14 protein-coding genes are annotated in these 13,211 nt (G+C 67.2%); 8 read left to right on the top strand and 6 right to left on the bottom strand.

Features of this window, described 5'->3' with window-relative positions; all coding sequences use genetic code 11:
• Window positions 1-176 precede the first annotated feature (176 nt).
• A complete protein-coding gene (locus H0X91_RS13385; protein WP_053526199.1) occupies window positions 177-383 on the top strand; it encodes a hypothetical protein in 207 nt (68 codons plus the stop codon).
• Window positions 384-425: 42 nt separating this feature from the next.
• On the opposite strand, the gene H0X91_RS13380 is transcribed toward H0X91_RS13385, so the two are convergent.
• Together H0X91_RS13380 and H0X91_RS13375 are read right to left on the bottom strand one after the other, a co-directional pair.
• Window positions 426-1,742: an ATP-binding protein gene (locus H0X91_RS13380; RefSeq protein ID WP_058901692.1), complete on the bottom strand. Its 1,317-nt coding sequence runs from the start codon at window positions 1,740-1,742 to the stop codon at window positions 426-428.
• Entirely contained in the window at window positions 1,726-2,451 is a 726-nt protein-coding gene (locus tag H0X91_RS13375) for a response regulator (protein WP_006493394.1), read from the bottom strand. Before H0X91_RS13375 ends, H0X91_RS13380 begins: the two co-directional genes overlap by 17 nt.
• 224 nt (window positions 2,452-2,675) lie before the next feature.
• Here H0X91_RS13375 and H0X91_RS13370 point away from each other — a divergent pair, with 224 nt between their 5' ends.
• Window positions 2,676-3,230 (top strand): periplasmic heavy metal sensor, encoded by a 555-nt coding sequence (locus H0X91_RS13370; protein ID WP_006497152.1) that lies wholly within the window; start codon window positions 2,676-2,678, stop codon window positions 3,228-3,230.
• Window positions 3,231-3,299: 69 nt separating this feature from the next.
• Here H0X91_RS13370 and H0X91_RS13365 read toward each other — a convergent pair whose 3' ends face one another.
• Window positions 3,300-4,004: a pirin family protein gene (locus tag H0X91_RS13365; protein ID WP_006497153.1), complete on the bottom strand. Its 705-nt coding sequence runs from the start codon at window positions 4,002-4,004 to the stop codon at window positions 3,300-3,302.
• Between the two features lie 366 nt (window positions 4,005-4,370).
• Here H0X91_RS13365 and H0X91_RS13360 point away from each other — a divergent pair, with 366 nt between their 5' ends.
• From H0X91_RS13360 to H0X91_RS13345, 4 genes are all read left to right on the top strand, one after another.
• On the top strand, window positions 4,371-5,153 hold the full coding sequence (locus H0X91_RS13360) for an ABC transporter substrate-binding protein (RefSeq protein ID WP_139349435.1): 783 nt from the start codon (window positions 4,371-4,373) through the stop codon (window positions 5,151-5,153).
• Between the two features lie 229 nt (window positions 5,154-5,382).
• On the top strand, window positions 5,383-6,072 hold the full coding sequence (locus H0X91_RS13355) for an ABC transporter permease (protein ID WP_034201477.1): 690 nt from the start codon (window positions 5,383-5,385) through the stop codon (window positions 6,070-6,072).
• Entirely contained in the window at window positions 6,069-6,782 is a 714-nt protein-coding gene (locus tag H0X91_RS13350; protein WP_006489646.1) for an ABC transporter permease, read from the top strand. The genes H0X91_RS13355 and H0X91_RS13350 overlap by 4 nt, the downstream gene beginning before the upstream one ends.
• An 18-nt stretch (window positions 6,783-6,800) precedes the next feature.
• Entirely contained in the window at window positions 6,801-7,580 is a 780-nt protein-coding gene (locus H0X91_RS13345) for an ABC transporter ATP-binding protein (protein ID WP_006489654.1), read from the top strand.
• A 66-nt stretch (window positions 7,581-7,646) separates the two neighbouring features.
• Here H0X91_RS13345 and H0X91_RS13340 read toward each other — a convergent pair whose 3' ends face one another.
• The gene (locus H0X91_RS13340; protein ID WP_006489651.1) at window positions 7,647-8,144 is read right to left on the bottom strand and encodes a GNAT family N-acetyltransferase; all 498 of its coding nucleotides are present in this window, start codon (window positions 8,142-8,144) and stop codon (window positions 7,647-7,649) included.
• Window positions 8,145-8,278: 134 nt separating this feature from the next.
• Between H0X91_RS13340 and H0X91_RS13335 the strand changes: the two genes are divergently transcribed.
• Together H0X91_RS13335 and H0X91_RS13330 are read left to right on the top strand one after the other, a co-directional pair.
• Window positions 8,279-9,205, top strand: a complete 927-nt coding sequence (locus H0X91_RS13335) for a LysR family transcriptional regulator (RefSeq protein ID WP_012492810.1) — start codon at window positions 8,279-8,281, stop codon at window positions 9,203-9,205.
• Between the two features lie 546 nt (window positions 9,206-9,751).
• Window positions 9,752-10,828 carry a porin gene (locus H0X91_RS13330; RefSeq protein WP_006491862.1) on the top strand — a complete coding sequence of 359 codons (1,077 nt, stop codon included), beginning with the start codon at window positions 9,752-9,754 and terminating at the stop codon, window positions 10,826-10,828.
• A gap of 145 nt (window positions 10,829-10,973) precedes the next feature.
• On the opposite strand, the gene H0X91_RS13325 is transcribed toward H0X91_RS13330, so the two are convergent.
• The gene (locus tag H0X91_RS13325) at window positions 10,974-11,312 is read right to left on the bottom strand and encodes a P-II family nitrogen regulator (RefSeq protein ID WP_006398637.1); all 339 of its coding nucleotides are present in this window, start codon (window positions 11,310-11,312) and stop codon (window positions 10,974-10,976) included.
• A gap of 83 nt (window positions 11,313-11,395) precedes the next feature.
• Complete coding sequence (locus H0X91_RS13320; RefSeq protein ID WP_196433086.1) at window positions 11,396-13,114, bottom strand: NAD+ synthase; 1,719 nt, start codon at window positions 13,112-13,114, stop codon at window positions 11,396-11,398.
• Window positions 13,115-13,211 lie beyond the last annotated feature (97 nt).

Below are 13,211 nucleotides of genomic sequence, written 5' to 3'. Positions count from 1 at the left end.
CCTGCAATTTCCGCTTCCGCGAAGCCGATCTGCCTCTTCATCGTCGTGGGTCCGTTCCGTGAGCTGTCTTCTAAACGTCCTCGGCTACGTCTGCGATGACCGCCGAGCCGAATAAATCAGCGTTTCCCTTGGTGATCGTCTGTCGCGATCAGGATGCCGACGCGTTCTATGAACTCATGCAGGAGTACGGGTCGTTCCAGACGCGGCTGTCGTCTACGGCGTGGTACCTGAACATGAACGTCGTGCCGGAATCGCTGCAGGAGGAAATCCTGGAGCGCCTCGGCCGGTATACGACCGTCTATATCTTCGAGGCCACCACGGTGACCTACAACACGATCGACAGCAACGCGGCCGAGACGCTCGGCACGCTGTTCGGCGAATGACGCCGCGCGGCGCCTGCCCGGCCGGGCGGGCGCCGCGGCCGCTCAGGCGGCCTCGGCGTGGGGTTCGTCCTTCGGCACGGCCTCGAACGGAAACGTCATCGATACCCGCAGGCCACCTTCGGGGCGATTGCCGATGTCGCACGCGCCCCCCAGCCTGAGCACCAGCCGCTCGACGATCGCGAGCCCGAGCCCGCTGTGGCCGTTCCCGCCGCGTGCCGGGTCGAGCCGCACGAACGGCCGCGTGGCGGCCGCGAGGTCGCGCGGTGCGATGCCGCCACCGCTGTCGCTGACCGACAACACGTAGCCCGTCGGCGTGCGGGCCGTCTCGACGACCACCGGCGGCGCGCCGTACGCATGCGCGTTGTCCAGCAGGTTCGACAGGATCCGGTCGAGCGTCGCCGTCGGCAGCCGGAAGCCGGGATCGGCCTCCAGCCGCGTCTGGACCGCCGGCGCGTTCGGCGCGACCGCACGATAGCTGCGCGCGATCCGCTCGCACGCCTGGTCGACCGGCACCGGCTCGCTGCGGTCGGCGCCGCCATGCGCAAACACCAGGAACTGGTCGACGATGTGCGACATCGAGTCGACGTCGCGCACGACGCCGTCGCGCAGCCGTGCGTCGTCCATCATTTCCGCGCGCAGGCGCATCCGCGCAAGCGGCGTGCGCAGGTCGTGCGCGACGCCGGCCAGCATCACCGCGCGATCGCTTTCGGCCTGCGACACCTGTTCCACCATCTGGTTGAAGCCGTGCGTGAGCTGGCGCAGCTCGCGCGGGCCGCGTTCGCGCAGCGGCGGCACCGGCTGCCCGCGGCCGAAACGCGCGACCGCACGTGCGAGCGAGCGCAGCGGCTGCTGCAACTGCCAGGCCGCGAACAGCGCGGCGATCACGCCGGCCGAGAAGATCGTGCCGAGCCACAGCAGCATCCGGTCGAGCGAGCGCGGCGGCCGCAGCGGCTGCACCGGCACCACGATCCAGTTGCGGTCGGCCGGCTCCTTCACCCACAGCACCGGCGGATGGCCGGGCGTACCGATCTCGACCTGCGTGCCGGGCGGCATGCGCTCGCTCACGTCGTCGCGGAACCGCTTCAGCGGCGGCGGCAACCCCGAATCGCCGCCCTTCGGCACATCGGGGCTGTCGGGCGCCACGAGCCGCACGCGCGACGGCAACGGCTGGTCGGGCGTGCGCTCGACGTGCTGGCGCACCGCATCGACGAGGAACGCGGCCTCCTCGACCGCGTAACGCGTCTGCATCTGGTTGCGCTCGAGCCGCATCGCGAAGAACCACGCGAAGTGCGACAGGAGCAGGACACCGACGACGAGCAGCGCCAGCCGCCCGAACAGCGAATCAATGGGTTTGCGCATGAGCCTCGCCGTCGGGCACGAACACGTAGCCGCGCCCGCGGACCGTCTGGATGAAGCGCGGCGTCGACGGATCCGTTTCGAGGATGCGGCGCAGGCGCCACACCTGGACGTCGATGCCGCGGTCGGTGCCGTCGTACTCGGGCCCGTGCAGCAGCTCGAGCAGCCGCTCGCGCGTGAGCGTGCGCAGCGCATGGTTCACGAAGATCTTCAGCAGCGCGAATTCGCTGCTCGACAGCGTGGCCGGCTTGCCGTCGACCGACAGCGTGCGCGCCTGGAAGTCGAGCAGGAAGCGGCCGAACGCGAACGGCTCGCGCTGCTCGGGCGCGGCCGCCGACGGCGTCGCGCGGCGGCGGCGCAGCACGGCCTGCACGCGCGCGAGCAACTCGCGCGGGTTGAACGGCTTGCCGAGGTAGTCGTCCGCACCGAGCTCGAGCCCGACGATGCGGTCGACGTCGTCCGCCCGCGCGGTCAGCATGATCACGGGGATGTCGTCGCCGGCCGCGCGCAACTGGCGCAGCGCGGTCAGGCCGTCCACGCCCGGCATCATCAGGTCCAGCACGATCAGGTCGGGCCGCTCGCGCTCGAGGCGCTTCTCGAGCGTCGCCGCGTCGTGCAGCACGGACACTTCCATCCCCTGGCGCACGAGATAGTCGCGCAGCAGGTCTCGGAGTTCTTGGTCGTCGTCGACGATGAGGATCTGGGTAGTCATGGCTCGAAGTTTACCGCGCGAGGGCGGAGTCGAAGAACGAAACAAAGGGACGAAAGGGTTACTGCGGGTTACCGCGCAAGGGAACTGTAATGCTCGGTAACCGGGCCGCCACCCCGCGTAACACCCGCCGGGGCCTGCATCGCTAACCTGCGTCTTACCGGATGCGGCACCCGACTTTCCCGGCGCCGCATCGCCGGACCCTTTGGATACAAGGAGTTTCTGAAATGTATAAGAAGACTTCCCGCGTGGCCATCGCGGCCGCCACCGTGCTCGCTCTCGCATTCGGCACCGCGCATGCCGCGCCGCCCGACGACATGCCGCCGCCGGGCGGCCCCGGCATGCACCGGATGCACGGCGGGCACGAAGGCGGCCCGTTCGGCGCGATCATGAAACTGCACGACCAGCTGAAGCTCAACGCGTCGCAGGAACAGCAGTGGCAGGCGGCCGTCAACACGATGAAGCAGAACCGTGACGCGATGCGCAAGAGCCACGAGCAGATGCGCGAGCAGTTCAAGGCACAGCAGAACCAGCCGATCCTCGACCTGAGCGCGATGCACTCGGCACGCCAGCAGGCGGAGGCGCAGAACGCGCAACTGCGCGAGCAGACGTCCGCCGCGTGGCTCACGTTCTACAACGGGCTGAACGACTCGCAGAAGACGATGGTCAGCACGGCGCTCAAGCAGCAGTTCGCGAAGATGGAACAGCGCCACGAGAAGATGAAGGAGCGCTGGGAACAGCACCGCGCGGCCGCCAAGGGCGCATCGGCGCCGGCGCAGTAAGCCGGCGGGCCGCTCACGCAGCGGCCTCGAACGGGGACGCAGGCACCGGCCTGCGTCCCCTTTTTCATTTCAGGCGACGTCGAACAGCAGCACCTCGGCGGTCCGGCCGCGCGCGAACGCCACCGCGTCCACGCCGCCGATCCGCGCGCCGTCGCCAGCGGCCAGCGCGCGGCCGTTGACCTCGACCTCGCCGCGCGCCACGTGCACATAGACGCTGCGCCCGGCCGGCACGTCGAACGCCGCCGTCTCGTCGCCGTCGATCAGCCCCGCGAAGATGCGGGCGTCGGCCCGCATCGACAGCGCGCCGTCGCCGCCGTCGGGCGCCGCGACAAGCCTGAGCCGGCCGCGCTTCTCGTCGTCGGCGAAGCGCCGTTCCTCGTAGCCGGGCCGCCCGCCCGGCTCGGCCGGCTGCAGCCAGATCTGCAGCAGATGCAGCGGCCGGTCGCGCGATGCGTTGGTTTCGCTGTGCTGGAGCCCCGTGCCGGCGCTCATCCGCTGGATGCCGCCGGGCCGGACGATCGCGCCGCAGCCGAGGCTGTCGCGATGCGCGAGCGCGCCATCCAGCACGTACGTGACGATCTCCACGTCGCGGCGCGGCTGCATCCCGAAGCCGCGCGTCGGTGCGATCAGGTCCTCGCTCAACACGCACAGCGCGCCAATGGGCGGACGTACCGGCGCATGCTCGGTGTGGCAGGCGGACGAAAAGCTGTGACTCGATTCGAGCCAGCCGTGGCGCGTGCGGCAGCGGTCTTCGGCGCGCAGGATCTGGAACATTGGGGAGGACGCTCGGGGGCGCAGATGTTCTGTTCGGGTTTACCTCCACTGTAGGGGGAGACCGAAAGCGCCACAATCCGCCGCCGGCGCACCGCATCGTTGCACCCGCGCAAACAATTGCCAAAATATTCGTTGCGAATACCACGATTGCCGCAACAGCCGAATCGAGGAATCGGTCGATCGCGCCGGATTGCCGTTTTCCGGATATCGCGTTCGGGTAAAATACCGCCCTTTTGGCGTTCGCCGTTCCGGCGGCCGCCAGCGCCAGAGCGCCGATCGGCGATTTTTGGCCGTCTAGAATACGCCGCGGCGCCCGGTCCGACCGGCCGCGAGCGCCCCCGGAAAGTCAGCAACAGAAGGATGGAAATGAAGAAGGCCGCCCTGTGCGCCGCCCTCGCCCTCGTGGCGGGCAGCGCCTTCGCGAAGGAGTGGAAGACCGTGCGGATCGGCGTCGATGCCAGCTACCCGCCGTTCGAGTCGACCGCACCGAGCGGCGAGATCGTCGGTTTCGACGTGGATCTCACCAAGGAAATCTGCAAGCGGATCAACGTGAAATGCGTGTGGGTGGCGCAGGATCTCGACGGGATCATTCCGGCGCTGAAGGCGAAGAAGTACGACGTCATCGTGTCGTCGCTGACCGTCACGGACAAGCGCCGCGAACAGATCGACTTCTCCGACAAGGTGTACGACGCGCCCGCGCGGATGATCGCGAAGACCGGCTCGCCGCTGCTGCCGACGGTCGCGTCGCTGAAAGGCAAGCGCGTCGGCGTCGAGCAGGGCTCGACGCAGGAGACCTTCGCGAAAGCGTACTGGGAACCGAAGGGCGTGACGATCATTCCTTACCAGAACCAGGACCAGGTCTATGCCGATCTCGGCTCGGGGCGCCTCGACGCGACGCTGCAGGACGAGTTGCAGGCCGACTACGGCTTCCTGCGCACGCCGCGCGGCAAGGGTTTCGCGTTCGCCGGCCCGGAAGTGAAGGATCCGAAGACGATCGGCGACGGCACCGCGATCGGCCTGCGCAAGGAAGACACCGATCTGAAGCTCAAGATCAACCGGGCGCTGGCCGACATGCACAAGGACGGCACGTACGACCGGCTGTCGCACAAGTACTTCTCGTTCAGCGTCTATTCGGCGCCGGCCCGCTGAACGCCGACGACGAGAAGCAGCGGATGCGGGGGCGGCCCCGCGGCCGCGCAGTACAGGCAGTCAACCACGCGCCGCCCGCCCCCTTGCCCGCCGCTCGCGCGACGGGCAGGCCCGGCACCGTTGCCGGGGCGGACGGTCATGATACGTACGGGGCGTTCCGCGCAGCTTGGCGGGCGCGTCTTTCGCGGCGCACTGCGTGCGCCCTCAGGGACCACACCAGGGACCACATATGTTTCTACAAGGTTACGGCCCGCTGATCCTCGCTGGCACCTGGCAAACCGTCAAGCTGGCGGTGCTTTCGCTTGCGCTGTCGTTCCTGCTGGGGCTGCTCGGCGCCGGCGCGAAGCTGTCGCGCAACCGCGTGACGAACGGCGTCGGCACCATCTACACGACGCTGATCCGGGGCGTCCCCGATCTGGTGCTGATGCTGCTGCTGTTCTACAGCCTGCAGATCTGGCTGAACATGGCGACCGATGCACTCGGTTGGGACCAGATCGACATCGACCCGTTCCTCGCCGGCGTGCTCGTGCTCGGCTTCATCTACGGCGCGTACTTCACCGAGACGTTCCGCGGCGCATTCCTGTCCGTGCCGCGCGGCCAGCTCGAGGCCGGCAGCGCGTACGGGATGACGAACTGGCAGGTGTTCACGCGGATCATGTTCCCGCAGATGATGCGCTTCGCGCTGCCGGGCATCGGCAACAACTGGCAGGTGCTCGTGAAGTCGACCGCACTCGTGTCGATCATCGGCCTGGCGGACGTCGTGAAGGCGTCGCAGGACGCCGGCAAGGGCACGCTGCGGTTCTTCTTCTTCACGCTGATCGCGGGAGCGGTCTACCTCGCCATCACGACGATCTCGAACTTCGTGCTGATGTGGCTCGAAAAGCGCTACTCGACCGGTGTCCGCAAGGCTGACCTATGATCGAACTCATCCAAGAATACTGGCGCAACTATCTCTACACCGACGGTTATCGCATCACCGGTGTCGCGATCACGCTGTGGCTGCTGGTCGTGTCGATCGGCCTCGGCTTCTGCCTGTCGGTGCCGCTCGCCGTCGCGCGCGTGTCGAAGCGGAAGTGGCTGTCGGGCGCGGTGTGGCTGTACACGTACGTGTTCCGCGGCACGCCGCTCTACGTGCAATTGCTGCTCTGCTACACAGGCCTCTACAGCCTGCAGGCCGTGCGCGGCACGCCGATGCTCGACGCGTTCTTCCGCGACGGGATGCACTGCACGCTGCTCGCATTCACGCTGAACACCTGCGCGTACACCACCGAAATCTTCGCGGGCGCCATCAAGGCGACGTCGTACGGCGAGATCGAAGCCGCGCGCGCATACGGAATGTCCACGTTCACGATGTATCGCCGCGTGATCCTGCCGTCGGCGCTGCGCCGCGCGCTGCCGCTCTACAGCAACGAAGTGATCCTGATGCTGCACGCGACGACGGTGGCCTTCACCGCGACCGTGCCGGACATCCTGAAGATCGCGCGCGACGTGAACTCGGCGACCTACATGTCGTTCCACGCGTTCGGCATCGCCGCCCTGCTCTACCTCGTGATCTCGTTCACGCTCGTGTGGCTGTTCCGCCAGGCCGAGCGCCGCTGGCTCGCGTATCTGCGCCCGCAAGGCAAGTAAGTTTTCGCAGGACTATTGATGAATTCCCAGACCCAGAAGCTTTTCGTCGACGATCTCCACAAGCGGTACGGCGACAACGAGGTGCTCAAAGGCGTGTCGCTGAAGGCGAACTCGGGCGACGTGATCAGCGTGATCGGCTCGTCCGGCTCCGGCAAGAGCACGATGCTGCGCTGTATCAACTTCCTCGAGCAACCGAACGCGGGCCGCATCTTCGTCGACGGCGAGGAAGTACGCACCGCGCTCGACAAGACGGGCGCGCTGCGCGCGGCCGACTCGAAGCAACTGCAGCGCGTGCGCACCAAGCTGTCGATGGTGTTCCAGCACTTCAATCTCTGGTCGCACATGAACGTGATCGAGAACGTGATGGAAGCCCCGGTGAACGTGCTCGGCATTCCGAAGAAGGAAGCGGAAGACCGCGCGCGCGAGTATCTCGAGAAGGTCGGCCTCGCGCCGCGCGTCGAGAAGCAGTATCCGTCGCATCTGTCGGGCGGCCAGCAGCAGCGCGTGGCGATCGCGCGTGCGCTCGCGATGCATCCGGACGTGATGCTGTTCGACGAACCGACGTCCGCGCTCGATCCGGAGCTCGTCGGCGAAGTGCTGAAGGTGATGCAGAAGCTGGCCGAGGAAGGCCGCACGATGATCGTCGTCACGCACGAGATGGGCTTCGCGCGCAACGTGTCGAATCACGTGATGTTCCTGCACCAGGGCCGCGTCGAGGAAGAAGGCGTGCCGGCCGAGGTGTTCGCCAATCCGAAGAGCGAGCGCCTGCGCGGGTTCCTGTCAGGCAGCCTCAAGTAACGCGTCCGTCACGCACGACGCCCGAACGGGCGCCTCGCGGTTCGCCGCGCGGCGCCCGTTTCGCGTTTACGCGGCGCTCACCGGCGTGCCGTCGGCAAACGCGCGCAGTGCGTCGCCCGCCAGCCGGTAACGCACCCATTCGCTCTGCGGCGCCGCGCCGACGCGCTCGTAGAAGCGGATCGCCGGCTCGTTCCAGTCGAGCACGCTCCATTCGAAACGCCCGCAGCCCGACTCGACCGCGATCCGCGCGAGCGCCTTCAGCAGCCGCAGCCCCGCGCCGGCGCCGCGAAAACGGGGCGACACGTACAGGTCCTCCAGATACAACCCCTGCCGCGCGAGCCACGTCGAATACGAGAAGAAATACACGGCGAAGCCGGCCGGCTCCCCATCGACCTCGCACATCAGCGCACGCGCCGGCGAGCCTTCGCCGAACAGGCTGCGTTCGAGCGATGCGGGCGTCGCGACGACTTCGTGCTCGGCCTTCTCGTAGACGGCCAGTTCGGTGATGAAGCGCAGGATCAGCGGCACGTCGGCGACGGTGGCGGAACGGATATCGATTTGCACGGGTTGAGCCCTCCTCCGGCCCGGATATGAAAAGGGAAAGCGGCGCCGCGCACCCGCGCTGGCGCCGTTCGAACCAGCATGCTACGTTCACGTCCTGCCTGCAGGAAGTGCAGTTTCTTCATCCAGACCTGAACATGATGCATCCCGATCTGCGCCGCCTCGACCTGAACCTGCTGCTCGTATTCGACGCGCTGTATCGCCACCGGTCGGTCGCGGCGGCCGCGCACGAGCTCGCGTTGAGCCCGTCGGCGTTGAGCCACGCGCTCGCACGGCTGCGCGACGCGATCGGCGATGCGCTGTTCGTGCGCCTCGGCAACGAGATGCAGCCGACCGTGCGCGCCGACGACATCGCCACGTGGGCCGGCGACGCGCTCGACGCGATGTCGAAGGGGCTCGCCCGCGCACGCCGCTTCGATCCCGCGCAAAGCGACCGGACGTTCGTGTTCGCCGCGACCGACTACACCGCGTTCGCGGTACTGCCGGCGTTCCTGGCCCGCATCCAGCACGTCGCGCCGCGCCTGCGGATCCGCGTCGTGCATTCGGACCGCAAGATTTCCGTCGACGCGCTCGCGGCCGGCCGCATCGACTTCGCGCTCGGCTACCACGAGGAAACGGCCGCCGACGCGCCCGGCATCGAGGATTTCGACTGGTTTTCCGACGACTACGTCGTGATCGCGAGCGCCGCGCATCCGGAGATCCGCCGGCGGCTGACGCTCGACCAGTATCTGGCGGCCCGCCACGTCGTCGTCACGCCGTGGAACGAGTCGCGCGGCGTGGTCGACTACGTGCTCGACCGGCTCGGCCTCGCACGGCACGTGGCCGTGCAGTTGCCGACCGTGCTAGCCGCGCCGTTCGTGATCGCGGAGTCGGCACTCCTGATGACCGTGCCGAACCGCGCCGCGCAGGCGCTGCGGCATGCAGCGCCGATCCGCATCTTCCCCGCACCATTCGAGATCCCGCGCTACACGGTGAAAATCTACTCGCACGCGAAGCATGCGCGCACCGATGCGCACCGCTGGATTCGCGCGCAGTTGCTCGACGCGCGGCCGAGCCCCGACTAAGCGCGGCGCGTGGCGGGACGGGCATCGCCAGCGTCGATCGGCGCTGGCGGCAATCGCCCGAATCATTACGAAATACTTACCAATTTCGCGACTTTCGCGCTTACGCCGGCGCCTTTGGAACGTCAATAGTGGCAATCCTTGACCCACGCCCGCGGAATCCATGTCTCCCTTGTGGCACAAGGGTTTTCCGGTAATCGGGAACCCTTGGGTCCGCTGTCGCGCACCGTGTTGCATGGCAATTTGGCGACAGCGGTTAGTCAAACAACGATTTCCATCGCCACAAAATTGTATTTTTGCTAAATTAGTAACCAAAGTAGCAAAACGAAGTTCGTGAAATGTAGTTTAGCTTCACGACACTACAAGGAGACCGCAGGCCGACCCGGCTGCGCGGGACCGCTCAACGGGTTTTCCGTCCGCTTGCCCGCGTGCCGCGCTTACCGGCCCTGCACGAGGTCTCCCTGGTTATCCCGCTTTTGCCCGGTGCGTGCCGCGCCGGGCATCTCGTGCAGTTCTGGGTTGACTTTTTGACAGGGTATGGAGGAGACGATGAAGAAAGCTTTGGTCGCGGCCGCGCTGATGGCTGCTGGGGTGGTGACGGCGCACGCACAGAGCAGCGTCACGCTGTATGGCCGCCTGGACGCAGGCCTTGAGTACCTGAACGGCCTGCAAAACGGCCACCAAGTGCGCGCGGAAAGCGGCGACTGGGGCACGAGCCTGTGGGGCTTGAAGGGCAGCGAAGACATCGGCGGCGGCAACAAGATCCTGTTCCACCTCGAAGGTGCGTTCAACACGATGAACGGCGGCTTCAGCGGCTCGATCTGGGATCGTTTCGCGACCGTCGGTATCTCGAACGACCGCTACGGTACGCTGCTGTTGGGTCGCGAGCTCGCGATCGCCAACGGCGTGTGGGACTTCGACCCGTTCGGCCAGTCGGCCTGGTCGACGGCCTCGCTGGTGCGCGGCCGCAACTGGAACAAGACCAGCAACAACGTGTCGTACCAGTCGCCGTCGCTGTACGGCCTCGACTTCTACGGCCAGTTCTCGTTCTCGAACTCGACCAGCTTCAACGGCAACACGACGGCCGGCCAACCGGGCCGTGCAATGGGCGGTCAGGTTACCTACACGAATTCGCTGTTCCAGTTGCGCGGTATCTATGACGAAACGCGCGACAGCAACGGCCGCTTCTCGGACGTATTCAACTACTCGCGTGAATACTTCGCGGGCGTGAACGTGTTCCTCGGCCAGTTCAAGGTCCAGGCGGCCTACCAGGCATCGCGCGCCGACGGCAGCGGCGGCCCCGCAGTGAACGCCGGCGTGACGGGTACGCAACAGGTCTGGGGCGGCGTGACGTGGCAGGCAACGCCGGCGGCCGCGCTGATCGCAGCCGTGTATCACGTGAACGCGAACCATGGCGGCGGCAACGCGAACATCTACACGGTCGGCGGCTCGTACAACATCTCGAAGCGCACGCTGTTCGACGTCCAGGTCGCGACGGTGCGCAACAGCTCGACGGCCAACTTCGGCCTGAACGCGAACGGCGCCGGTACGGCCGTGTCGACCGGCAACCCGCATCCGGGCGGCAGCCAGACCGGCGTCTACGCCGGTATCCAGCACCTGTTCTGATCAGGCGCCGTCAAAGAACGATTCGACAACACTTTCCACGCTGCTGCGAGAGGCGCGTATCGGTGCGGTACCCAGACGGGTATCCGCACCGTTTTTTCTTGGCGGGCCGGCTCGAGCCTGCCGCGCCAATCGACGAATGCGGCGCTCAGACGGCCGCTTCGTTCTCTTCGCCGGTGCGAATGCGGATCACGCGCTCGACGTCCGACACGAAGATCTTGCCGTCGCCGATCTTGCCGGTGCGCGCCGCACCGATCACCGCGTCGATCACCTGATCGACCTGCGCTTCCGCGACGACCACCTCGATCTTCATCTTCGGCAGGAAGTCGACGACGTATTCGGCGCCGCGATACAGCTCGGTATGGCCCTTCTGGCGGCCGAAGCCCTTCACTTCCGTCACGGTCAGGCCCGTGAGACCCACTTCGGCGAGCGCTTCGCGGACTTCGTCCAGCTTGAACGGCTTGATGATGGCGGTGATGCGTTTCATGATGGTTGTCCCTCAATGCTCGTTTGGATGAAAAATCGCGATCCCGATTGTAAGCCGGCGGGCCGCATCCGGCCCAGCACCGCTCAATCGAGCCGTTCGGTGAAGCGTGACGTGATCGGGTAGCGCCAGTCGCGCCCGAATGCGCGATGCGTGACGCGGATGCCGACCGGCGCCTGGCGGCGCTTGTATTCGTTGATCTTGATGAGCCGCGTCACACGCTCGACGTCGGCCTGCGCGTAACCGGCCGCGACGATCTCGGCGAGCGACCGGTCTTCTTCCATGTACATCCGCATGATCGCGTCGAGCACGTCGTACGGCGGCAGGCTGTCCTGGTCGGTCTGGTTCTCGCGCAGCTCGGCCGACGGCGCGCGCGTCAGGATCCGCTCGGGAATCACGTCGCGCAGCCCGTAGTCGGCCGTTGCGTTGCGATAGCGGCACAGCCGGTACACGAGCGTCTTCGCGATGTCCTTGATCACCGCGAAACCGCCGGCCATGTCGCCGTACAGCGTGCAGTAGCCGACCGCCATCTCGCTCTTGTTGCCGGTCGTCAGCACGATCGAGCCGAACTTGTTCGACAGCGCCATCAGCAGCGTGCCGCGAATGCGCGCCTGGATGTTCTCCTCCGTCGCGTCTTCCGCGCGGCCCGCGAATTCGCCGGCGAGCGCGGCGCGGAACGCATCGAACATCGGCGCGATCGCGATCTCGTCGTAGCGCACGCCGACGCGCCGCGCCATCTCCGCCGCGTCCGTCGTCGAGATGTCGGCCGTGAAGCGCGACGGCATCATCACCGCGCGCACGCGCTCGGGCCCGAGCGCATCGCATGCGACGGCCAGCACCAGCGCCGAATCGACGCCGCCCGACAGCCCGATCAGCACGCCGGGAAAACCGTTCTTGCCGATGTAGTCGCGCACACCGGTCACCAGCGCGCGATACACCTGCGCGTCCGTCGACAGCTCGGGCGCGATCGCGCCGGGCAGCGGCCGCGCGCCGTCGAATTCGACGATCGCGCGCCCTTCGTCGAACTGCGGCATCTTCGCGACGAGCGCGCCCGCGCCGTCGAGCACGAACGACCCGCCGTCGAACACGAGCTCGTCCTGGCCGCCGACGAGGTTCACGTACACCATCGGCAAGCCGGTCTCGCGAATCCGCGCGCGCAGGATGTCGATGCGCACCGCCTCCTTGTTCAGGTGATACGGCGAGCCGTTCGGGATCAGCAGCACCTGCGCGCCGGCCGCCTTCGCGATCTGCGCGGCCGACGCATGCCACGCGTCCTCGCAGATGATCACGCCGTATTTCACGCCGTTCAGCTCGAACACGAGCGGCTCGGTGTCGGTCGCGAAGTAGCGCTTCTCGTCGAACACCTCGGCGTTCGGCAGGTCCTGCTTGCGGTAGGTGCCGACGATCTCGCCGCCGACGATCAGCGACACCGCGTTGAAGGTGTCGGTGGGCGGCACGCCGCGCTCGATCGGGCGGTTTGCATTACCATCGACGGCTGACGCGCCCGGACCGCTGCCCGCACCGCTGCCCGCACCGCGCAACGGATGGCCGACCAGCACCGCGAGCCCGTCGAACGCCTTCAGCGCGTCGGCGAGCGCGTCGAGCGCGGCGGCGGCGGCCGCGTAGAACGCGGGCCGCAGCAGCAGGTCTTCGGGCGGATAGCCGGACAGCGCGAGTTCGGGGGCGACCATCAGTTGCGCACCATCGTTGTGCGCGGCGCGTGCGGCCGCGACGATCCGCGCGACGTTGCCGGCGAAATCGCCGACGGTGACGTTGATCTGGGCGAGAGCGAGTCGGGTCTTCATGGCGGGAGCGGCGCAACCCGGCGGCGCGCCTTGAACGGCTGACGAAATCGATCCGGGCGCGGGCCACGGCGGCCCGCATCCGGCAACATCCAACGGT

Origin of the sequence: Burkholderia sp. 9777_1386, from assembly GCF_015712265.1 — a bacterium.
Classification (GTDB): Bacteria; Pseudomonadota; Gammaproteobacteria; order Burkholderiales; family Burkholderiaceae; genus Burkholderia; species Burkholderia cenocepacia.
The sequence above is the reverse complement of the archived record's forward strand: the minus strand, read 5'-3'. Positions and strand labels throughout refer to the sequence as shown.